The 21633-nt window shown below is 61.1% G+C and carries 18 protein-coding genes and 1 tRNA gene; 14 read left to right on the forward strand and 5 right to left on the reverse strand.

The window, feature by feature from the left end; genetic code table 11:
• Positions 1-53 precede the first annotated feature (53 nt).
• A complete protein-coding gene (locus QM647_RS10110) occupies positions 54-635 on the forward strand; it encodes a helix-turn-helix domain-containing protein (RefSeq protein WP_414995391.1) in 582 nt (193 codons plus the stop codon).
• On the opposite strand, the gene QM647_RS10115 is transcribed toward QM647_RS10110, so the two are convergent.
• Both QM647_RS10115 and alr read right to left on the reverse strand, forming a co-directional pair.
• Entirely contained in the window at positions 632-1879 is a 1248-nt protein-coding gene (locus QM647_RS10115; RefSeq protein ID WP_414995392.1) for a D-amino acid dehydrogenase, read from the reverse strand. The genes QM647_RS10110 and QM647_RS10115 overlap by 4 nt on opposite strands.
• Positions 1876-3015, reverse strand: a complete 1140-nt coding sequence (alr, locus tag QM647_RS10120; RefSeq protein WP_414995393.1) for an alanine racemase — start codon at positions 3013-3015, stop codon at positions 1876-1878. The genes QM647_RS10115 and alr overlap by 4 nt, the downstream gene beginning before the upstream one ends.
• A gap of 784 nt (positions 3016-3799) precedes the next feature.
• Between alr and QM647_RS10125 the strand changes: the two genes are divergently transcribed.
• From QM647_RS10125 to QM647_RS10155, 7 genes are all read left to right on the forward strand, one after another.
• Positions 3800-4684 carry a MotA/TolQ/ExbB proton channel family protein gene (locus QM647_RS10125; protein WP_414995394.1) on the forward strand — a complete coding sequence of 295 codons (885 nt, stop codon included), beginning with the start codon at positions 3800-3802 and terminating at the stop codon, positions 4682-4684.
• 5 nt (positions 4685-4689) lie between these two features.
• Positions 4690-5124, forward strand: a complete 435-nt coding sequence (locus QM647_RS10130) for a biopolymer transporter ExbD (RefSeq protein WP_414995395.1) — start codon at positions 4690-4692, stop codon at positions 5122-5124.
• A 14-nt stretch (positions 5125-5138) separates the two neighbouring features.
• Entirely contained in the window at positions 5139-5846 is a 708-nt protein-coding gene (locus QM647_RS10135) for a TonB family protein (protein WP_414995396.1), read from the forward strand.
• A gap of 338 nt (positions 5847-6184) precedes the next feature.
• Positions 6185-6787, forward strand: a complete 603-nt coding sequence (locus QM647_RS10140; protein WP_414995397.1) for an energy transducer TonB — start codon at positions 6185-6187, stop codon at positions 6785-6787.
• 154 nt (positions 6788-6941) lie between these two features.
• Positions 6942-7017 (forward strand) — tRNA-His (locus QM647_RS10145).
• A gap of 90 nt (positions 7018-7107) precedes the next feature.
• Complete coding sequence (locus tag QM647_RS10150) at positions 7108-8178, forward strand: NAD(P)/FAD-dependent oxidoreductase (RefSeq protein ID WP_414995398.1); 1071 nt, start codon at positions 7108-7110, stop codon at positions 8176-8178.
• Between the two features lie 183 nt (positions 8179-8361).
• The gene (locus tag QM647_RS10155) at positions 8362-9192 is read left to right on the forward strand and encodes a transglycosylase SLT domain-containing protein (protein WP_414995730.1); all 831 of its coding nucleotides are present in this window, start codon (positions 8362-8364) and stop codon (positions 9190-9192) included.
• Here the strand turns inward: QM647_RS10155 and QM647_RS10160 are convergent.
• Positions 9189-11015 carry an ATP-binding protein gene (locus QM647_RS10160; RefSeq protein ID WP_414995399.1) on the reverse strand — a complete coding sequence of 609 codons (1827 nt, stop codon included), beginning with the start codon at positions 11013-11015 and terminating at the stop codon, positions 9189-9191. The two genes, QM647_RS10155 and QM647_RS10160, sit on opposite strands and share 4 nt — an antisense overlap.
• A gap of 244 nt (positions 11016-11259) precedes the next feature.
• Between QM647_RS10160 and QM647_RS10165 the strand changes: the two genes are divergently transcribed.
• On the forward strand, positions 11260-12438 hold the full coding sequence (locus QM647_RS10165; RefSeq protein ID WP_414995400.1) for a DUF2336 domain-containing protein: 1179 nt from the start codon (positions 11260-11262) through the stop codon (positions 12436-12438).
• Between the two features lie 24 nt (positions 12439-12462).
• Here QM647_RS10165 and QM647_RS10170 read toward each other — a convergent pair whose 3' ends face one another.
• Complete coding sequence (locus QM647_RS10170) at positions 12463-13797, reverse strand: hypothetical protein (RefSeq protein ID WP_414995401.1); 1335 nt, start codon at positions 13795-13797, stop codon at positions 12463-12465.
• A gap of 219 nt (positions 13798-14016) precedes the next feature.
• Between QM647_RS10170 and QM647_RS10175 the strand changes: the two genes are divergently transcribed.
• The 3 genes from QM647_RS10175 to QM647_RS10185 all read left to right on the forward strand — a co-directional run bounded on the left by QM647_RS10175 (position 14017) and on the right by QM647_RS10185 (position 16232).
• Entirely contained in the window at positions 14017-14823 is an 807-nt protein-coding gene (locus QM647_RS10175; protein WP_414995402.1) for a DUF2336 domain-containing protein, read from the forward strand.
• Positions 14824-14890: 67 nt separating this feature from the next.
• Positions 14891-15649 carry an NAD kinase gene (locus QM647_RS10180; RefSeq protein ID WP_414995403.1) on the forward strand — a complete coding sequence of 253 codons (759 nt, stop codon included), beginning with the start codon at positions 14891-14893 and terminating at the stop codon, positions 15647-15649.
• A gap of 88 nt (positions 15650-15737) precedes the next feature.
• Positions 15738-16232: an Hpt domain-containing protein gene (locus tag QM647_RS10185; RefSeq protein ID WP_414995404.1), complete on the forward strand. Its 495-nt coding sequence runs from the start codon at positions 15738-15740 to the stop codon at positions 16230-16232.
• A 62-nt stretch (positions 16233-16294) separates the two neighbouring features.
• On the opposite strand, the gene QM647_RS10190 is transcribed toward QM647_RS10185, so the two are convergent.
• Positions 16295-17146: a neutral zinc metallopeptidase gene (locus tag QM647_RS10190; protein WP_414995405.1), complete on the reverse strand. Its 852-nt coding sequence runs from the start codon at positions 17144-17146 to the stop codon at positions 16295-16297.
• A gap of 278 nt (positions 17147-17424) precedes the next feature.
• Between QM647_RS10190 and QM647_RS10195 the strand changes: the two genes are divergently transcribed.
• Positions 17425-18510, forward strand: coding sequence for an efflux RND transporter periplasmic adaptor subunit (locus QM647_RS10195; RefSeq protein WP_414995406.1), 1086 nt, complete (start codon positions 17425-17427; stop codon positions 18508-18510).
• 1 nt (position 18511) lies between these two features.
• Positions 18512-21610, forward strand: a complete 3099-nt coding sequence (locus tag QM647_RS10200; protein ID WP_414995407.1) for an efflux RND transporter permease subunit — start codon at positions 18512-18514, stop codon at positions 21608-21610.
• The last annotated feature ends 23 nt before the right edge of the window (positions 21611-21633 follow it).

Raw genomic sequence — 21633 nt, forward strand, 5'->3', positions numbered from 1 at the left:
TATATCGATCTATTTGTTCGTTATAACGGATAATCTGGCAAAGAACAATACGCATGTCCAATCCCGCCACTGAAGGTCCGCCCGCCATAGGCGCCACATTGCAAGCCCTGCGTCAGACCCGGAAACTGTCACTCGACGAGTTATCCAAACGGGCAGGGGTGTCCAAGTCGATGTTATCGCAGATCGAGCGTAACACCACCAATCCGACCGTGGCCGTGCTGTGGCGTCTATCCAATGCGCTGGGGGTCTCGATCACCGATTTCCTGGCGAGCGGCCGTGCGGAACGTAAGGCGCCGCTGATTTCAGTCGTGGCGGCCCATGCCACACCGTCCCTGATCAATCCCGATGGTCAGAGCGAACTGCGAATTCTGGGGCCCATCGAACTGGCCGGGAAATTCGAATGGTACGAACTGATCATCCAGCCGGGCGGGGCCCTGACCTCTGACGCCCACGAACCGGGTGCCCGCGAGCATCTGTCGGTGCTGTCAGGTTCGGTGGTGGTGCGGGCTGGCGAGGAAGAGACGCGGCTCAGGCAAGGGGAGACGGCGCGCTATGCCGTCGATGTGCCGCACGCCATTTCCAATCCGGGCAAGTCGGTGGCGACCATGCTGCTGGTCGTGGCGCATCCGGACTAATTGTAGCGGCTGATTGACAGGTCGCCGGTTTCGATTTCCGGCGTTTGTCCGCTGATCATGTCGGACAGCACGCGCGCCGAGCCGCAGGACATGGTCCAGCCCAGGGTGCCGTGGCCGGTATTGAGCCAGAAGTTGTCATAGCGCGTCCGGCCGATCACCGGCGTGCCGTCCGGCGTCATCGGGCGCAGACCGCACCAGAACTTCGCCTGGGACTGGTCGCCGGCGCCGCTGAAGAGATCCTCGACCGAGTGGGTGAGGGTGGCCTGGCGGGCAGGAGGCAGGTCGCGGTTGAAGCGGGCGATTTCAGCCATGCCGCCGATGCGGATCCGGTCACCCAGGCGGGTGATAGCCACCTTGTAGGTCTCGTCCATGACGGTGGAGACCGGGGCGCGGGCCTCGTTGACGATCGGTACGGTGATCGAATAGCCCTTGACCGGATAGACCGGCAGGTCGAGGCCCAGCGGCTTCACCAGGGCAGGGGTATAGCTGCCGAGCGCGCCGATGAAGACATCGGCTGCATGATCGCCCTGGTCGGTCTCGACCGCGATGATCTTCTGACCGTCATGGCGCAGGCCGCGGATGTCGACATTATATATGAAGCCCACGCCGGCCTTTTCAGCCAGGGCGGCCAGGGCGGTGGTGAACTTGTAGCAGTCGCCAGTCTCGTCATTGGGCAGGCGCAGGCCGCCGACGATCTTGCTGGCATCGATGCCTGGCTCGGCGCGGGCACAGCCGGCTGCGTCCAGTATCTCAAACGGCACGCCGCCGGCCTTCAGCACTTCGACATCCTTGCCGATGTTGTCGAGTTGCTGCTGTTTGCGGAAAACTTCCAGAGTGCCTTGCGTGCGCTGGTCGTACTGGATGCCGGTTTCGGCGCGCAGGGCGATCAGGCAGTCGCGGGCATATTCGGCGATGCGCACCATGCGGCCCTTGTTCAGCGCATAGCGGGCCCTGGTGCAATTACGCAGCATGGCCAGCATCCAGCGCAGGGTGGCTGGATCGAGCGTCGGACGCACGATCAGAGGGGCGTGCTCCATGAAGAGCCACTTCAGCGCTTTCTGCGGGATGCCGGGAGCTGCCCAGGGTGAGGAATAGCCGGGTGAAATCTCGCCGGCATTGGCAAAGCTGGTCTCGAGCGCGGCGCCGGACTGGCGGTCAAGCACCGTAACCTCGTGGCCGGCCCTGGCCAGATACCAGGCGGAGGTGACGCCGATCACACCGGCGCCCAGGATAACGATCTTCATTCAAGCCCCACATATGTACGATGGAAGCGACGGCCCAGCGCCGTCAGGATTTCGTAGGAAATGGTGCCGGCATCGGCGGCGATGGCATCCAGGCTCTGATGCGGCCCGATCAGTTCGACGAAGCTACCCTCGAAAATGGCGCCTTCGGGCAGGCCGGTGACATCGACCATCAGGCTATCCATCGACACGCGTCCTACGATCGGCAGCCGGATATTGCCCAGCCAGACGGCGCCACGGGGGCTTAAGGACCGTGGCAGGCCATCGGCATAGCCGGCACCGATGGTGGCCAACTTCATTTCCCGTTCGGCCACATAGGTGCCGCCATAACCGATCTGCGTGCCGGCTGGCACGGTCCGAGTCTGGATAGCGGCCACATATAGGCTGACGACGGCCTGCATCGGATTCGGGCCGGCATCATTGGGCGCGCCGCCATAGAGGGCGATACCCGGCCGGGCCAGGGCCTGCAGAAAGCCGTCACCCAGGAAGAGGCCACCGGAATTGGCGAAACTGACCGGTACGCCGGGAAAAAGGGCGCGGATTGTATTCATCTGTGCCAGTTGCGCGGCATTGGCCGGGCTGGCGGGCGTATCGGCGCAGGCGAGGTGACTCATCAGGAAGCGGATGTCGAGCGGCTTAAGTATGCCCTGAGCGGCGGCGAGCGCCTCGGCCTCATCCGGTGCCAGGCCCAGCCGCGACATGCCGGTATCGAACTGGATAACCGCCGGCAGGGGCGTCCCGCGCGCCATGGCCAGGGCAGACCAGCGGCGAATCTGTTCGGTCGTATTGAGAACGGGTATGATGTCCTGATCGGCGCAGGCCTCTTCGATGCCCGGCATCAGGCCGTTCAATATATAGAGTGAGGCGTCGGCCGGCAGGTGAGGGCGCAGATCGAAGGCCTCCCGCGCCAGGGCAACGAAGAAGTGCCGGCAGCCCGCCTTATAGAGCACCTGAGACACAGCCCTGGCCCCCAGACCATAGGCATCGGCCTTGACCACGGCGGCGGTCAGGCCATCACCATTGCGCCTCGAAAGCTGCTGATAATTGGCCACGAGCGCGCCCAGATCTATACTCAGATATCCGCTGGTGCCGCAGGCAAACGCGGCTCGTTCTTCAGGGGTATTGACGATATCGGGCATGGGGGCATCCGGTGGCGCGGTAAGGGAAAGCCTAGGTCAGGTGTTGCGGGATGTGCTGTGAATCCGTCGGTAAAACTGTGAAAACAGGACGCGGGATTGGTAAAATAGTCAGAAGCCGCGCAAAAATATTGCGCTGCGAGATCGTGGAAGTCCAACGCGAAGAGGGCGGGGGTGAGCTAAGACGCTTTTCACGCCTTCTAACGGCGAGTCAGCAATCCCTTATAACGCCGTTTTTGGGAGCGCTAACATGGCGCGCGGCCGGTTGCGGGTTGCGATAACCGGCGATGATTCATCCAGAAGGCGTATTTTGCGAAACAAAGTGGTCCGGGCTGAATTTTTTTTGCCCGTGGTCCAAAAAAATTTTGCGAAGGCTTTGCAACATTAACTATCGGACATGTTTGAACTTTTGGTAAGAAGTTGACGGCAGGTTCGGGCCGAACGGTCACGGCGACGTGAAAACTCTGTAACTGACACCTTGACGTTTAACGCTCAGCCGGATCATTTAGGCCCAAACCGCTTGTTCACGGGTGTTACGACCTGTAACAAAGGGGTCGCCTTTTGAGCCATTCTGGTTCATATTGGCAGAGTTTGTGCTCAGGCGCGATGTGATGCGGACGTCAGATTTCGTACATATAGTGCCCGGACACGGGACTCGTTTAGGGGCCGAAGGCTGACGCCTGAGGTCTTTTACGCGTCTATTGTTTCAACATGGGGTAAACGCTTCCCCTTTAGTCCTTGGTCAACCCTTCGGTGGGTGAAGTCCATATTCAGGAATTGGCGAAAAATGCTCGAACACAAGAAATCTAACCCGCTCATTGCTCTGCTTGGCGCCGCCGCGCTGCTGATGAGCGCACCCGCCATGGCCGCCACGGCCTCGGCCCCCGCCCCGGCGGCCGCTCCGGCCGCTGCCCCGACGGAAGCTCCCGCGGCTGACGCCGCTACGACCGAAGACAGCTCTTCGGCTGCCAGCGCTCCGCACGCCGCCAACGTCGACTTCGTGTCGATGTTCATGGGCGCGACGATCGTCGTTAAGCTGGTCATGGCCATCCTGGCCATCTGCTCGGTTGTGTCCTGGGTCCTGCTGATCATGAAGCTGATGGACTTCTCGTCGCTGAACCGCGTCACCTCGAACTTCCTGGAAGCCTATCGTGGCGCCCGTTCCATCGCCGACATCAACCGCATCTCGGTGTCTGACGAGTTCGCCGGCAACCCGCTGGCCGACATGGCCGCCGTTGCCACTGAAGAAGTCCAGCTCTCCAAGCAAGCCGGTCTGTCGATCTCCGGTGAGCATCGCGATACCGTCCTGCACCGCGCTCAGGCTTCGGTTGCCGCTGTTCAGGCCGGTCTGGCCAAGCGTCTGTCGGGCGGTCTGTCCTTCCTGGCTTCGGTCGGTTCGGTTTCGCCGTTCGTCGGTCTGTTCGGTACCGTTTACGGCATCATGAACTCCTTCATCTCGATCGCCCAGTCGCACACGACCAACCTGGCCGTCGTCGCTCCAGGTATCGCTGAAGCCCTTATGGCTACCGGCCTCGGCCTGATCGCCGCTATCCCGGCCGTTGTCATGTACAACATCTTCAACACCGCCATCTCCAACTACGGCATCCGTTCCGAGCAATTCGTCTCCGAACTGATCAACTCCCTGTCGCGTCAACTCGACAAAGGGGCGTAACTGATATGGGAGCCAAGCTATCAGGTGGTGGCGGCTCGAAGTTTCACGTCGAGGCCAACGCGGAAATCAACGTTACGCCGTTCGTCGACGTCATGCTGGTTCTGCTTATTATCTTCATGGTGGCGGCGCCGCTCGCCACTGTGTCGGTAGAAGTGAAGCTGCCCCCGGCGGTTGCCAAACCGATCCAAAATCCGCCGAAGCCGGTTTATATCTCACTGCAAAAAAGTGGTGATGTATTCGTCGGCAACGAACCTTCGTCGCTCGATACCCTTGGGGATGACCTCAAGAAGGCTATCGGTGCACGGAACCCCGATGAAGAGCGTATTTTCATCCGTTGTGACAAAGGCACCCGCTACGCCGAGTTCATGAAGGTGATGAACAAGCTGCAGGACAATGGTTTCTACAGTGTCGCACTTCAGGGTGAAGACGACGCAAAGTAAGAGGGTCTGAATTTATGGAAGAAACACCCCATAGGAAACGGGACCCGATACTTGATCCGCCAGAGAAGAAGAATTCCGCCTCTCTCTGGGTCGGTCTTGGCGTCGCCGCCGCGCTTCACCTCGGTGTTGCGTACTACTTTCTCCAGGCGAAGTTTGAGCTGAAGGAAGAGAAGTTCACGGATGAGAAGGTGAATGTCGACCTGGTCGCACCGCCTCCGCCTCCGCCTCCGCCTCCTCCGCCTCCGCCTCCGCCGAAGGCACCGCCGCCTCCCGTGGTCCAGCCGCGTGAGACCCCGCCGGTCCCGAGCGTAACGCCGCCGCCGCCGATCCCCGTGCCGCCTGTTCCGCAGGAAAAGCGCGTGGAATACAAGGAGCCGCCGGCACAGATGAACACCGGCACACCGCCGCCCGTGACCCCGCCGGGGCCGCACTATGTCGGTGGTGACTGGAAGGTTCCGGGTTCGGCTGAAATGTCGGATTCCTATCCGGACCGCGCGGCGAACGACGAAGTGGAAGGCTCGGTCACCATCGACTGCGCCGTCAGCTCTTCGGGTCGCGTCACCTCGTGCGATATCCTGAACGAAAGCCCCAAGGGCTATGGGTTCGGTGCCGCTACGGTGAAGCTGTTCATCCGCTACGCAAAGGTCAGCCCCAGTTCCGTGGGCGGCGAGTTGCGTGACGGTGACCGCAAGAAGTTCACCTACAAGTGGCAGCTCGGCTAAGCCGGTCTCCATTGAACGAAAAGAAACGCCCTGGGTTTTGCCCGGGGCGTTTTTTTTATTGCGCTCGATTCTAATTGACGCTTGCGTCAAATTTGATGTGGTAGTATCGTGCTCTTATAAAAAGAAAAGCCAATACACTATACTCGTTGATGCAGGCGCGTACAGCCTTGTGTCGGTGACTATTTGCCGGGCGGGGACTGTTATCCTTCTGCGTGATTTTTAATCATGGAAGGAGATTTATTGTGATAGATGTTGTCCCTAACTACCATTCGCCCATTTTTGATGAGCCGAAATCCAGAAAGTTATCAGCTTCCTTCTACTGGGGTCTGCTTTTTGCTGTGCTTCTGCACCTGGCTTTACTCTACTATTTCTTCAATCATACCTTTACGACGGCCTTCGTGGATAATCCCCCTGAAACGCCATCGACGACTCTCGAATTCTACCAGCCGCCTGTGCCCCCGCCACCAACTGATCAGAAGCCAGCACCCAGCAAGGTGATTGTGGCGCATACGCCTGTGGCGACCACTCCGGTTGACGTACCGACCGTGCCGATCCCCCCTCAGAAGGCGCAGGCCACGGATGACGGGACGAAGACGCCGCCAGTCATCAGCACCGGGCAGGGGGAGGCCTTATCCAGCGCGTCTGCCAATCCGTATGTCGAGGCCCGCTGGACGCGCTTCCCGGATGCAGCGGCCCTGGGGGAGTACTATCCCGAACGCGCCGCCAATGACGAGATCGAGGGGACAGCGACGGTGGAGTGCACAGTGCTGGATGCCGCCGGTCGCGTCAGTTGCCGGGCGCTGTCGGAGGTTCCCGGTAATTACGGCTTCGGCAAGGCGACGGTGCGCATGGTTCAGGACAAGGGCCGAGTCGATACCACGCAAGGCAATGTCCGGATCGGGTCCGTCCTGCGGACTACGGTCAAGTGGCAACTGGGCTGACAAACAGAGCCTCAAAGGACGCCCCGGAAATCCTCCGGGGCGTTTTTGCATGAGGGGGCGCAGACTGATTTTCACATAAATCGCATTCATCCCTGTTTTAGGGGCTTGATTGAGGGGCCGCGCCATATTAGAGGATGGCCCCTCGCGATAGCGTGCCGCCTTAGCTCACTTGGTAGAGCGCCAGATTGTGGCTCTGGAGGTAGCCGGTTCGAAACCTGCAGGCGGTACCATCGCGTTTTTATCCGGTCACAGACCGCTTTTCCCTGCAAATGTCAGATTGCCGCATGGCCACCGCACGCGGAATCGCGTAGGTCGTCCGCATGGCGCAAACCTCTTCCCGATCGGTTATTATTGTTGGCGGTGGCATTACCGGCCTGACCATAGCCGTGGCCCTTCAGGCCAGCGGGCACAAGGTGACCGTGATCGCGCGCGATGCGCCGGAAGACACGGCCTCGGGTGTGGCGGCCGGCATGATCGCGCCGGCCATGGAAGCCATGAACGATCCCGATCCGGCTTTCAGCTTCGAAAGACTGAAGACCGCGCAGCAGGCGTGGCAGACATTGGCGCCTTTATGGCCGCAGAGCCTGCAGTTCCTGTGGCCCGAGGTCATGGAGGGGCATAGCTATTTTATCTGGCCGGAACGGGAAGGGCAGGGGCTCGAAGCGCTGCGTAAAACCCGAGCGGTGCTGGCCCCGCTTTCAGAAGACTTGCATAATGGGCTTGAACTGCCGGAAAGCTTGTCGGCCGTACGCGTGGCCGGTGACGGTAATGTCTCGGCCATGGACCTGCTGCAGGCCTTTGAAGCCCATCTGCGCGCTCTGGAGGGCATTCTTGTTCGCGGCGCCGTGATGCAGGCAGAGGCCGGCCGGGTCCTTGTCGATCATATCGGCTGGGTCAGCGGAGACGAAGTCGTCATTGCGGCCGGCTATGACAGTCACGTCCTGGGTGTCGGCCGACTGAGCCCGATCAAGGGGCATCTGCTTGACGTGACCACGCAGCGTCCGCCCGTCGTTCTGCGTGGGCAGGCGGGATATCTGGCGACGCGAACGGACGGAGCGCGTTTTGGCGCTACCATGCAGGCCGGTCAGTCGGATACCGATGTCGAACCCGAGGTGGTTGCCGATCTGAAGCGGCGGGCCCATGATCTGTTCCCGGATATCGATCTGACGGGGGCCGTCCCCCGCACCGGCATCCGTGCCTCTACGCCGGACGAATGGCCGCTGATCGGCCGCGATCCGGCATCCGGCGTACTGGTGGCCACGGGTATGCGGCGAAATGGCTATATCTTCGCGCCTTTGGCGGCGCAGATTATCCTGGCCCTGGTCGAAGGGCGGGAAAGCCCGGATGGCGGCATTTACCGGCCTGACCGCTTCGCACCCGGCACAAATTAACACTCGTTAAGTGCATATTAACCACATGGGCGGCAAAATCTGCCCATCTATAGTGGTGTCAATATGAGCGGCGTGCCCCAATCTCCTCTCGATCCGAACCTGCTGGGCCAGTTGGTGGACCAGATAAGCCGGCGCGTCAGTAACAGTGCGCGCGCGGAAACGCGCACCAATGGCACCGGCGTGATGGGAGCCCTGCAACGCGCCGCCGATGCCACGGGCGTTGATTTCAACTATTTGGTCAAGACGGCGACGCGCGAAAGCTCGCTTAACCCCAATGCCAAGGCGCCCAGTTCCTCGGCGGCGGGTCTGTTCCAGTTCATCGAACAGACCTGGCTCGGTACGATGAAGGCCCATGGCGCCAAGCACGGTTATGGCGCCTACGCCGATCAGATCACCAAGGGCAGCGATGGCCTCTATCATGTCAATCCGTCGGCGCGGAAGCAGGTGCTGGGGCTTCGCTATGACCCTAATGCCAGCGCCGTCATGGGGGCCGAACTGACCGCCGGCCATGCCGCCTATCTGAAGGGTCGCATCGGTCGCGATCCGACCCAGGGCGAACTCTATGCCGCGCACTTCCTCGGGCCGGAGGGCGCCGCCAGCCTGATATCGGCCAGCCAATCCCGTCCGGGGGCGGTGGCCGCCAGCCTGTTTCCCTCGGCAGCACGGGCCAATCGCAGCATTTTCTACAAGAATGGCCACGCGCTTAATGTCGGCGATGTTCTAGCCAATCTGACACGCACGGGCGGTTCTGATGCAGTGACGGTGCGCCAGCTGGATCCGATCGAGGATACGGACACGAGTACGGATACGCGCCTTGCCGCACGTTGGGACAAGCTGAAGGCTGACCAGGCCATCATGAACATGGTCATGGGCGGCGGCAATGATGGCCAGCAGAGCCTTCTGTTCGCTACGCAACTGCTCTCGGCCTTCGGTCCCGGCGAGGACGGCGATGGAGACAAGGCCCCGGATGCTTCCAGCGGCTACAGCCAGGCCTTCGGCAATATGTTTGGCTAAATCTGCGGTGCCGGCTGGCTCAGGGCGCGGTTCAGGGACTCGCGCGCCAGGGGCAGCAGCAGGGCGCGTACGCCGAGCGTGTTCAGGGCCTCTGCCTGATCGCCGTTAGGCAATACAGCCAGGATATTGAGTGGAGCATCGCTCTGGCTCTGGCGCATTGCATCAAGCCAGGTTTCCAGTTTTGCCCGTGAGCTGGCGTCCTCCAGAGGCTCGAAAGCGCCAGTGCTGATCAGGCAGGCGTCGATGGGCGCCTTTTTCGCCAAGGAGAGGGCACGCTCGCGCGAGGTCGAGGCGAGGCACTGATGGCCCTGGGTTTCCAGCATGTCGCGCAGCTGCGCCGCCCGCAGGGTGTCGTTGACGATCAGCAGCACACGCAGGGACTGCCGCGCGGTCGTTTCGGTCTCTTCAAAATCAACCGGGCGAGCCGGCGGCAGGGCGCTGATATCATAGGGGAGGTCTAGCCAGAACTTGGAGCCGACATCGAGCGTGCTCTCGGCGCCGGTGCGTCCGCCCATCATCTCGGCCAGGGAGCGTGACAGGCTGAGCCCCAGCCCGGCGCCGGAGTGCCCGGAGGAGGTGCGCAGGATACGGCTGTGTGGCGTGAAGGCCTGTGCCAGTTCTTCCGCGCTCAGGCCAGGACCGGAATCGACGACTTCAAGGCGCAGATAGCCTTCGGGCAGATACAGCAGTTTCAGTTCGACGCGGCCTTGCGGCGTATAGAGCACGGCATTGCTGAGCAGGTGGGCCAGGATCTGTTCGACGCGGTGGGCATCGCCGAGCACCGCGCCGCTTTCCGGCAAGCCCTGCGGATTATAGGTGAAACTCAATCCCTTGCCGCGCGCCAGATCGGCGAATTGCCCCATCAGGCGCTGGGCCAGCAGGTCGATATCGAGCGGCTGCATATCCAGCTCGATCTGGCCGGAGGCGGCCGTGTCATTATCGAGCGTGGTCACCAGTATGGTCTGCAGATGGCCGACTTCGGCCAGGGCAGCATCGACATACTGGCGGGGGGCAGGGGCGCGGGTGAGGTGCGTCAGGCCCTGCAGCAGGTTCTGTTCGACACCTTTCAGTCCGGTCTGAACCTCGCGCGACAGGGTTTCCATCAGCGCGACCTTGGCTTCATTCATGGCGTCGCTGTCGGCACGGGCAGCCTCGCGCTCGCGGGCGGCATCGAGCTGGGCGTTTTCCAGCAGGTAATGCTCCTGCATATGGCGGTTCATGATGAAGGCCATGGCGAGGGCGAGCGCCATGCCGCCGACCATCGGCTGAGCCAGGTCTCCGCTGGAATCGAGATTGTACAGGGCGAAAACCGGCCCTGCGGCCGCCAGCGGACCCAGGGTCAGCAGGAAGAGCAATACCGGTGCGCTGAAGAAGATTATGCCGACGGCCGCACCGGCGCAGAGCAGCAGGAGGGTGGCGGTATAGGGGCTGGCCCCGATACTGAGGCAGATGGCCAGCAGGGTGACCGTCCACAGGCCACCGGCCAGCCATTGCCGCCACAGGCGCTCACGGATCAGCATCCGTCGAATGGCCTTGTCCGGCACCGGCACAGGCGTCATGCGACGCGCCACCTGGCCTTTCATTATCATGAAGGCCGACCAGTTGACGATGAACAGCAGTATGTAAAAGGCCATCAGCCAGGCCGGCATGGAAAGGTGCACGGCCCAAAGGAAAAGCGGCAGACCGACGCCGAAGAAGCCGAGGGCATAGGGTGCCAGCCGCCATTGGGCGACCAGGCCGTAATCGAGCACGACAGAGTCACGGGAGGCGTTGCGCGGCAGGGGCGCCCGCGGACGCGGCAGATTGGGCGTAAAGGCATTCATGGTCGCAGACTAGCAGGCTTTCCTTGCTACCGCGTTACTCGCCGATGAGTGGCATAAAGATTCGATGTGGAATTGCGGAAGGGGCGATTAATGCCCGGACCTTTATTTGCAAGGGAAAGCGATATTGATCGTTATTTTGAGCCTTGTTTTTCAGGGTTAACCGCGTCGCAACCCTGCCGGTAAAGCTTTCGTTAGGATTCGGGCGCGACACTATGATTTCCAAGCCTTTTCAAGGATTCGTGCCATGACTGCCGGTAATGCCTCAACCCAGCGCGCCAGCCTTTCCGAACAAGACGTCCAGAAACTGGTGCGTAGCGAAAACGCCGATGATCGCGCCGTGGCGACGCACAGGATCTGTCGCCTCATGGAACGCGGTGACCTGACGCAGGCCGAGCGTACGGCGGCGCAGGAAATCATCCGCATGCTGGCCCAGGATGCCGCCGAGCTGGTGCGCCGCGCCCTGGCCGTGACCCTGCGCACCTCCGACCTGCTGCCGCACGATGTGGCCATGCGTCTGGCCCAGGATGCCACCACGGTTTCGGTACCGGTCCTGACCCATTCGCCGCTGTTCAGCGATGAAGATCTGGCGGCCATCATTCGTTCCGGCGGGCCGGTGCGTCAGGTGGCCATCGCCAAGCGTGAGGCGCTGTCGGAAATCGTCACCACCTCTTTAGCGGATAATGGTGTCGAGGAGGCGGTTGTCATCGCCTGCGCCAATGACAACGCGCGTTTCTCGGATGACGGCATGAACCGGGTGATGGACCGCTTCGGCACGTCAGAAGTGCTTCACAGCGTCCTGATCAATCGCAAGGCCCTGCCGGTTTCGGTCAGCGAGCGCCTGATCCATGTGGTCAGCACAGCCTTGCGCGAGCAATTGGTTTCGCAGCACGCCATATCGCCGGAAACGGCTATCGGTATCGCCACGGCCACCCAGGAACGCGCCACGGTCGACATGGCCGACCAGGCCGGCGCCAGTTTCGATCCGCAAGGTCTGGCCCATCATCTGATGACCTCCGGTCGCCTGACGCCCTCACTCATACTTCGAGCCTTGGCGCGCGGACATATGGGTTTCTTCGAACATGCCCTGGCCGAACTGTCCGGTGTGCCGCATGAGCGGACCTGGCTGATGGTGCATGATGCCGGCTCATTGGGCCTGCGCGCCATCTACGATCGTGCCGGCCTGCCGGCGCGCATGTTCCAGACCTTCCGCATTGCCGTGGAAACCTATCATACGCTCCAGGCGGAGGCTGGGCATCTCGATCCGCTGCGCCTGCAGGAGCGCCTCATCGAACGCTTCCTGACTCAGGTACCATTCGCGCCGCGCGAAGACCTGATTTATCTTTACGATCGCCTGGATCGCGACAGCAAGGGGCGCCGCTGGAGCCGCGCCACCGACAAGGCGCCGGCGACCGTCGCCGCCTGATAATCAATTATTGAGCAAATTGCGTCAGGCCGCCGACTGCGGCATACGCGGCGATATCAGGGCGGCGGTCTTCATGCTGGCATGGGTCACCCCTGCCAGTCTGGCCACAGCCATCTGGCGGTAATTGTCGAAGCCCTGAACCATGCATGCGCCCGCCGAAGCCTTGGCGGCCATAGCCAGTGCGCCGAGATAGTCGCGCAGATTGTCCTCGTCGCGCTTTACGCCGTCATATTCCAGGCAGACTCCCGACAGCCCGCACTTGGCCAGGCCCGCGATGACCTTACGATCGGGACTGACTGAGCCCACGACCGTCATGCAGAAGGGCTTGATCAGCGAGACGATTTCCAGGATTCGATGGGGCGGAACGCCGTCGAGACCGCGTACCTCGAACAGGACCTTCAGCCCCATCTCGGCGGCGGCCTTGTGGACCTCCTGGGTGATCTTCTGGCGGGCACGGGCGGAGGCAAAGGTCGAGAACGCCGCCGGCACCACCATCATCATCTTGCGTTGTTCGGGCGTGCGCAGTTTGAGCAGCTTCAGGCCCTGCTCAACATTGAGAATATCGATCATTTCCCGCAGACCCCAGTCGAGATTGGCCAGGGCCTTGCGATCAAGCAGGGCGTTATCCAGGCTCTCCATCACCAGGGCTTCGAGGCGATGGCCGATCATGACCATCTTCTTCATCTCGAACAGGGGCTCGATCGAACTGGCGACCTTGAGGCTGCGGCCGCCATGCGACAGGCTGGTCGCGACGATCATAGGGCGCTGGCCGCCTGTGCTTTCCGAACCAGCCTCTCCATTGCCGGGACGAATCCCCTGCGCTTTTATAGGCCCGTTGTCGTGGTCATCGGCGGGGAAATAGGTGGCGAGATTGAGCTTCTGTATCGAGATGCGGTCCACATCCTCGGCCAGCACGTCATAGAGAGGGATATCCAGGTCGGACATATCGCCGACAAAGAAGCCGCACAGTTCGCGCCAGGTCTCGGCCATGAACAGGGCGCCCTTGCGCGCGCCACTTTCCGGCAGCATGCCGAGCCAGCAGTCGCCATTGATGGGTATGCACCAGTTGGGTTCGGGATAAGCACGCTCGAAGGCGGTCTTCAGGTGGTCGAATACCTGCTCGCTCTTGCTTTCCCACTTGGCGCCCAGGCGCACGATCAGGGTGTCGAGCTTGAGCAGGAAGGTATGGCCGGTAATATCGACATGGGTTTCGCGCAGGCGTTCAATGATTTCGACGGCGTCGTCATGCGCGATGATCAGGTTCTCACGGCCGTGGCCAGCCGCGCGCATGACTGGTGCCCCGCTGTCCGCGGTGCTGGGCGTGGGCGCCGGATGGGCCTCCTGAGGCATATCGGACATGGATGTCCTTCTTGTGGGTACACTGAACGGCCAAAAGCCTAAGCCGGGGTCAATTGAGACAAGATTAATGCGATGCCATTTTATGCCGAATAATGGCGTTATCTCGGCTCAGGGTTGAGGGAGGTGTGCATTAAGCAAGTCTTCACCCTGTTTGGTCAGACTCCGTTTACCCGAATCCCCGCGTGTACGGTCTGTCATCATCCAGGAACCGCTGCCGTCTTGTCACCCTTGCCCATTGCCAGTCCCGAGCCGATCGACACCGCCGCGGTGCCGACCGAGGTGCGTCCGGCGGTCGAGGCAGGCCGGGCAGGAGCCGACATCTATACGGAAGAAGAGCTGATCGTCCGGTTGTGCGGCCTGCCGGTCAACCTGTCGGCGCCTCTGCTGAAATCGGTTTTGCCGACCCTGACGCCCGAAGTTCTGCTGGCCCTGATTGCCTCCACGGGCGAGTCGCACCATCGCCTTGTGGCGGCGCGTCCGGCCCTGGATCGGCGCGTCATCAAGGCCCTGCTGCGGACGCAGACCGACAGCGTCATCCTGGCGCTGGTGCGTAATCCCGGACTTTACCTGGATGAGGAAGACCAGGCTGTTGTCGCCAATCGCGCCAAAGGAAATCCCGGTCTGCGCGCCGCTTTGCTGGAAAGCGAGACCCTGCCTATCGCGAAGGCGCATCTGCGCGACTGGCGCGCCGAGGCCAGCGGCCACGATAATCTTCGACTGATCGCATTGCTGCGGGGCAGGGAAACCGCCGGTTTCGTGCGCGAACTGGCGCGGCGGGTGAAATGCGACCTGGCCGGCTTGAGCTTGGCCCTGGTGTCGGAATCCGCCGTGCCGCTGGCGCTTAGCCTGCGCGCCGCCGGCCTGGACCGGGCGGTCTTCCGGCCTGTACTGGCCCTGTGGCAGGCCGCCAATGACGGTATGCCCTATATGGCGGAGAGCGCTCAACCCTTGATCCTGTCGATATTCGACCTCCCGGCGGCGGAAGCCCAGCGCAGGTTAGCGACGCTGATCAATCGCGCGCACTGATTTCCTTAGACTTATTAGCGAAAACCGGCTTAGATATGCGGTGTTGCAACCCTTCTGACTGTCGCTAATGTCCCTCCGTCTCGATTTTACCGCCTCCGATCGCCCCGAAGCCCAGGCTGCCTGTGCGCGGCTGAAAGCCATGTATGGTTCGGTCGCCAATCCGGATGTCGTGGTGGCCCTGGGCGGAGACGGCTTTCTGCTGCAGACCCTGCACAAATACCTTAAGGCGCAGATTCCGATCTTTGGCATGAACCGGGGCAGTGTCGGCTTCCTGCTCAATGACTATGCCGAAGACCAGTTGATCGAGCGTATCCTCAAGAGTGAAAGCACCCTGATCAGCCCCTTAAGCATGCGGGCGCGAACTCGCGCCGGTACGGAACACACGGCCCTGGCCTTCAATGAGGTGTCGTTGCTGCGGCAATCGCATCAGGGGGCCAAGCTCAAGATCTATATCGACGGCAAGGTACGGTTGGACGAGCTGATGTGCGACGGCATCATGGTGGCCACGCCGGCCGGCTCCACCGCCTATAACCTGTCAGCGCACGGCCCCATCATTCCGCTGACGGCCAAGGCCCTGGCCCTCACGCCTATCAGTGCCTTCCGGCCCCGGCGCTGGCGTGGCGCCATCTTGCCCCATACGGCCCGGGTGCGCATAGAGACGCTGGAAGAGGACAAGCGCCCGATCAGCGCGGCGGCGGATACCTATGATGTGCGCGATGTGGTTCGGGTAGATATCGCCGAGGCGGAGGATATGAAGGCGACCTTGCTGTTCGATGCCGGCAATGGCTATGACGAGCGGGTGCTTGCGGAACAGTTCGCTTCCTGAAAAATTGAGGCGTATTAGGTCTTCTTAAATGACCTTCCTGTAATCTGCCTCGAAAGAGATTTGCGTGGAAGGTGTCTTACATATGGCAATGCCGGAAAAAGCTCAGATTATTCAAGTGCCCAATACCCTGCGTGCCAAGGTGGGCGGGCGTCTGGGTGCAATCGACGCGCAGGCCATTGCCAAGGCCGAAGCGGCTCTGGCCGACCTCTCCAGCCAGTTCGAGGACTGGCTGATGGAAGAGATCAAGAAGCTGGAGGCCGTTCAGCAACTGATCAAGGACGAAGGGCTTAACCCGGTCAATTCCGACCAGCTGTTCTATCGTGCCCATGACCTGAAGGGCCTGGGAACGACCTACGGCTTTCCTCTGATCACCCGCATTTCCGGCTCGCTGTGCAAGATGCTGGATGAAGAAGAAAAGCGCGCCGTGGCGCCGTGGAAGCTGGTCGAGGCCCATCTCGACGCCATCCGCGCTGTGGTTCGCGGCCAGATCAAGAGCGAGGACCATCCGGTTGGCGTGGCCCTGTCCGAAGCGCTTGAGGTCCGCGTCAAGGAACATCTCGACGAGCATAATCTCAATAGTTGATTGATCCGCAAAACCCAACAGCAAGATAATGAAAAGGCGGTCCGTGAGGGCCGCCTTTTCTGTCAGCTGAAAGTATCGCAGGCCGCTGGATCGCCGGAGGCAAAACCTGCCTTGAACCATTTCATGCGCTGCGCCGAGGTGCCATGGGTGAAGCTGTCAGGCACCACACGGCCTTGAGATTTTTCCTGAAGCGTGTCGTCGCCGACCGATGACGCCGCATTGATCGCTTCTTCTATGTCGCCGTCCTCGATCCAGTGCTTCTCGTCATTGGAGCGCTTGGCCCAGACGCCTGCATAGCAATCGGCCTGAAGCTCAAGCTTAACCGAAGGGCTGTTGGCGCCAGTCGTGCCCTGGGTCCGCTCCAGTTGCTGGACCTTGTCGCTGGTGCCAAGCAGGTTCTGGACATGGTGTCCGACCTCGTGGGCAATCACATAGGCGCGGGCGAAGTCACCCTTGGCGCCGAGTTGCTGGTCCATGGTGTTGAAGAAATCGAGGTCGAGATAGACCCGCTGGTCTTGCGGGCAATAGAACGGCCCCATGGCGGATTCACCCAAACCGCAACCGGTCTGAGTGCCTTCGGAATAAAGCACTATGGCCGAAGGCTGGTATTCACGGCCTTCCGACTTGAAAATTTCCGCCCAGGTGTCGTCGGCCGAGGTATGGATGGTCGAGGCGAACCGGCACTGGGTGTCATCCGTGGCGCAGGTGCTTTGCGCCACGGTCTGCTGCTCGCCCGTTGACTGAACGGATTGCGAGGCATTGAGGATCTGGCTCGGATCTATGCCAAAGACGAAATAGCCGATAAGCGCGATGACAACGACACCCAATCCGCCGCCGCCTATGACATGCGTTGCACCGATCCCTTTGCCGCGGCGGTCCTCGACTTCGCCTTCACGTCCCAGTTGCCATTTCATGCTGATCTCTCCCACAGAGTGTTCCCGACCTTTATCAGGTGAATTAACACTCTTTTCAAGCCGCAGAGTGTTTCATCACTGACAGATTTCAGCGAAGCTGTGGTATAGCGAATAGGGTAACGCCGCGCGGCGGCCGGGACACGCATGAGAGCGTGTTCGTGAATGATTTGTAATGTCGTCTTTCGTTGACTTGCAACGGGGGGCGAAGCAATGTGCGGCGTAAAGAAAACAACGGTGTCTGCCGAAATCGGCGACATAAAAAAGTAGGATCAATGGGCATGACTTGGGGAATTCTGAAAGCCGGTTCGCGGCCGCTGATGGCGGCGGGCCTGACCACGGCCCTGGTGCTGGGACTGGGTGTCAGCGGCTGTTCGGGCAAGAAAAAGGAAGCGGCGCCGGCGGCGCATGTCTCCGCTGTCAATTACGCCGTGGTCCGCCAGGTCTCGGCACCGGTCCAGATTACCGGTTCGGGCACGGTCAGCGCCTGGCAGGAAGTGGCCGTGGGCGCCGAAACCGGCGGCCTGACCGCTGTCGCTCTGCTGGTTGATGAAGGCCAGACCGTCAAGCAGGGGCAGCCCCTGCTGAAGATGGATGATGTGCTTCTCCAGGCTCAGCTCAAGCAGGCCAAGGCCAATTACAACCAGGCCAACAAGGCTTATCAGCGCTCCCAGACCCTGTTTCAGCAGGGATATCTCTCTGCGTCGGCGCTCGATAGCGCCGAACAGTCGAAGCTGACGACCGAGGCCGCCATGGAAACGGCCCAGACCCAGCTCGATATGGCGACGGTACGCGCGCCGGTCTCCGGCATCGTCACCCATCGCACGGCCGTTCTGGGCCAGAACGTCAGCCAGGGCGCCGAGTTGTTCCGTATCGTGCGCGACGGCCGCATCGAGCTGAACATGGAAGTGGTCGAAAACGACCTGCATGATATCCAGCCGGGCATGGCCGCCACGGTCACCAGCGAATCGACCGGCACGGTCGCCGGTTCGGTACGGATCGTTACGCCGCAGGTCGATGCCTCGACCCGCCTCGGCTATGCCCGCGTCAGCGTACCGTGGACCTCCGGCCTGCGTCCGGGCATGTTCGCCTCCGGCACGATCGATGCCGGTCTGCACGATGTGCTGGTTATTCCGCAAAAGGCTATCGTCTATACGCAGAATACCCCTAGCGTCTTCGTCATCGGCACGGACAACAAGGCCCGTGTGCGCAAGATCGTAACCGGCGGTCCGGTCGGCAAGGACGATGTGGCGGTGCGCGAAGGCCTGCAGGCCAACGAGCAGGTAGTGACCACCGGCGCCGGCTTCCTGAATGATGGCGACCTGGTCAAGGGCACGCTGTCGGCGACGCAGAAGGGCGCGGAATAAGATGTCGGACCCGAACACGTCTGCCGCCGAAGGGGGCGGCTTCCAGATATCCTCGTGGTCGATCCGCAATCCGATCCCGACGATTGTCTTCTTTATCGTCATGACCATTGTCGGCATACTGGGTTTCCAGTCAATGCGCGTCAACAACTGGCCGGATATCGACCTGCCTTACGTGGTGGTGACGGTTATCCGTTCCGGGGCGGCGCCTTCCGAACTGCAGAACCAGGTCACCCGTATCGTCGAGGATTCGGTCTCCGGTCTCGGCGGGGTGCGCCATATCCAGTCGACCGTCAATGAAGGCGCCTCGACCACGGTCGTGCAGTTCCAGCTGGGTGAGGACCTCGAAAAGGCTACCAATGACGTGCGCAATGCCGTGGCCGGCATCCGCAGCGACCTGCCGTCCGATGTGCAGGACCCAATCATTTCGCGCGTCGATAATGCCGCGGGCGGGGCGCTTCTGTCCTATACCATCCGCGCTGCCGAGATGTCGCCGGAACAGCTCTCCTGGTACGTTGATAACGATGTCTCCAAGCGGGTTCTGGCGGTTAAGGGCGTCTCCAAGCTGACGCGCGATGGCGGTGTTGACCGTGAGATCCGTATCGAGCTCGATCCGGCCAAGCTGGCGGCGCAAGGTGCCACGGCCTCGGATATTTCCAGCCAGTTGCGCTCGTTCAACGTCGATATGCCCGGCGGCCGGTTCAATTTCGGCGGCCAGGAACAGAATATCCGTACGCTCGGCAATGCCGATACGGTCCACCTGCTGGCGGAAAAGCGCATCGTTCTGTCGAGCGGTAAATCGGTTCGTCTGGGTGATCTCGGTACGGTAAGCGATACCTGGACCGAACCGCGCGTCCGTGCCCGTTATAACGGTAATGAAGTGGTCGGTTTCAGCATCCAGCGGACGCGCGGCACTTCGGAAGTAGCCGTGGCCAAGGGGGTAACGGCAGCGATCGAAAAGCTGAAAAATGATAATCCGAACGTCCGGATCGAGGAGGTGGCGTCTTCCGTTACCGATGTTCAGCGCAGCTATGACGCCTCGTTTGAAGCCCTGATTATCGGCGCTCTGCTGGCTGTGGTCGTGGTGTGGCTGTTCCTGCGCGACTGGCGGGCGACCTTCGTGTCCGCCATCGCCATGCCTATGTCCCTGCTGCCGACCTTCTTCGTCATGCATGCCACCAACCAGTCGTTCAACGTGGTGTCGCTGCTGGCCCTGTCATTGACGGTCGGTATCCTGGTCGACGACGCCATTGTCGAGATCGAGAACATTGTCCGGCACATGCGCGAGGGCAAAAAGCCCTATCAGGCGGCCATCGAGGCGGCGGATGAAATTGGTCTGGCCGTCGTGGCCACCACGGCGACCCTGATCGCGGTGTTCGCGCCGACTGGCTTCATGCCGGGTATCGTCGGGCAGTTTTTCAAAAGCTTCGCGGTCGCGGCCTGCGTCAGTGTCTTCTTCTCGCTGGTGGTGGCCCGGACCCTGACACCGCTGATGGGCGCCTACCTGCTGCGTGACAATCCGAAGCACAAGGACGATGAGCCCTTCTGGATGTCGACCTATCTGAAGATGCTGCGTTTCTCGCTGCGTCACAAGATTCTGGTCGTTTTCTGCAGCCTTGCCTTCTTCGCCGGCTCGGCGGCCCTGGTGGCCTTGCTGCCCAGCGATACTATCCCGGCCAGTGACCAGAGCATGTCGACCATGAGCATTTCCCTGCCGCCCGGTTCGCTGCTGGACGATACCGATGCCGTGGTGATGGAGGTCAGCGACCAGTTGATGAAGCGTCCGGAAGTGCGTTCCGTCTATGCGTCTGAAAGCATGGAAACGGCCAGTCTGATCGTCAATCTGGTGCCATTCAACAAGCGCAAGCTGTCACAGGCAGAGTTCGAGCAGGACTTCTCCAAGGCACTAAAAACCTATCCGGGCATAAGATCCAGTTTTGGTCAGTCCGGCGGCGGCGGCACGGGGGTTTCCTATATCCTCGTCTCCGAGGATGGCGATGCCCTGAGAGCGGCCTCGACACAGCTGCAAACCCAGATGGCGGGCCTGAAGGAACTGGCCAATGTCCGTTCCGAGGATAACCTGACCCAGCCGGAAGTGCAGATCACGCCGAAACTGGACGAGGCGGCGCGGATGGGCGTTTCGACCACGGCCATTTCCCAGGCGGCGCGCGTCGCCATGGTTGGCGACATCGACCAGAGCGTGGCCAAGTTCAATGACGGGGACCGCCAGTTGCCCATTCGTGTGCTGCTGAAGAGTGCCGCGCGATATGATCTGAGCAATCTCGACACCCTGATGGTGCCGACGGGCAGTGGCGCGTCCGTGCCCCTGACCGCCGTGGCCGATGTGACCTTTGGCGCCGGACCTATCGCCATCCACCGCCTTGACCGGACGCGTTCGGCCACGGTCAGCGCCGATCTGAACGGTGTGACCAACGGAACGGGGGAAGCTGCCGTCAAGAACCTGCCGATCATGAAAAAGATCGCAGCCGGTGAGGTGCCTGGTGTTCACACGGTTGTGGACCCGAACAACGAGGATTTCCTCGAAATGGTGCCGAACTTCATCGCCGCCATCCTGACCGGGATTCTTTTGATGTATGTCGTGCTGGTTCTGCTGTTCGGGTCTTTCACGCACCCGTTCACCATCCTGTCGGCTTTGCCATTGTGTTTCGGCGGCGCCTTCCTGGCCCTGATCGCCTGCCGGATGAGCCTGTCCATGCCGTCCTATATTGGTCTGATCATGCTGACCGGCATTGCCGCGAAAAACTCGATCCTGTTGGTGGAATACGCTATCATGGCCATGAAGAACGGCATGTCCCGGCATGACGCCCTGATCGAATCGGCCCGCAAACGCGCGCGCCCGATCGTTATGACCACGGTCGCCATGGGCGCCGGTATGTTGCCGGTGGCTATCGGCCATGACAGCTTCCGTCAGCCCATGGCGGTGGCGGTGATCGGCGGCCTGATCACCTCGACCTTCCTGTCGCTGCTGTTTGTGCCGGTGTCTTACGAACTGGTGGACAAGCTGTCGAACTTCTTCGGCAAGTTCATCAAGTTCAAGGCCGAGGGCAAGGATGAAACGGAGACGGTGCATCCAGGCGAATAAGGCCTGTTACTGAAAGCAAAATC

The sequence above is a fragment of the Asticcacaulis sp. genome, from assembly GCF_047605585.1.
Classification (GTDB): Bacteria; Pseudomonadota; Alphaproteobacteria; order Caulobacterales; family Caulobacteraceae; genus Asticcacaulis.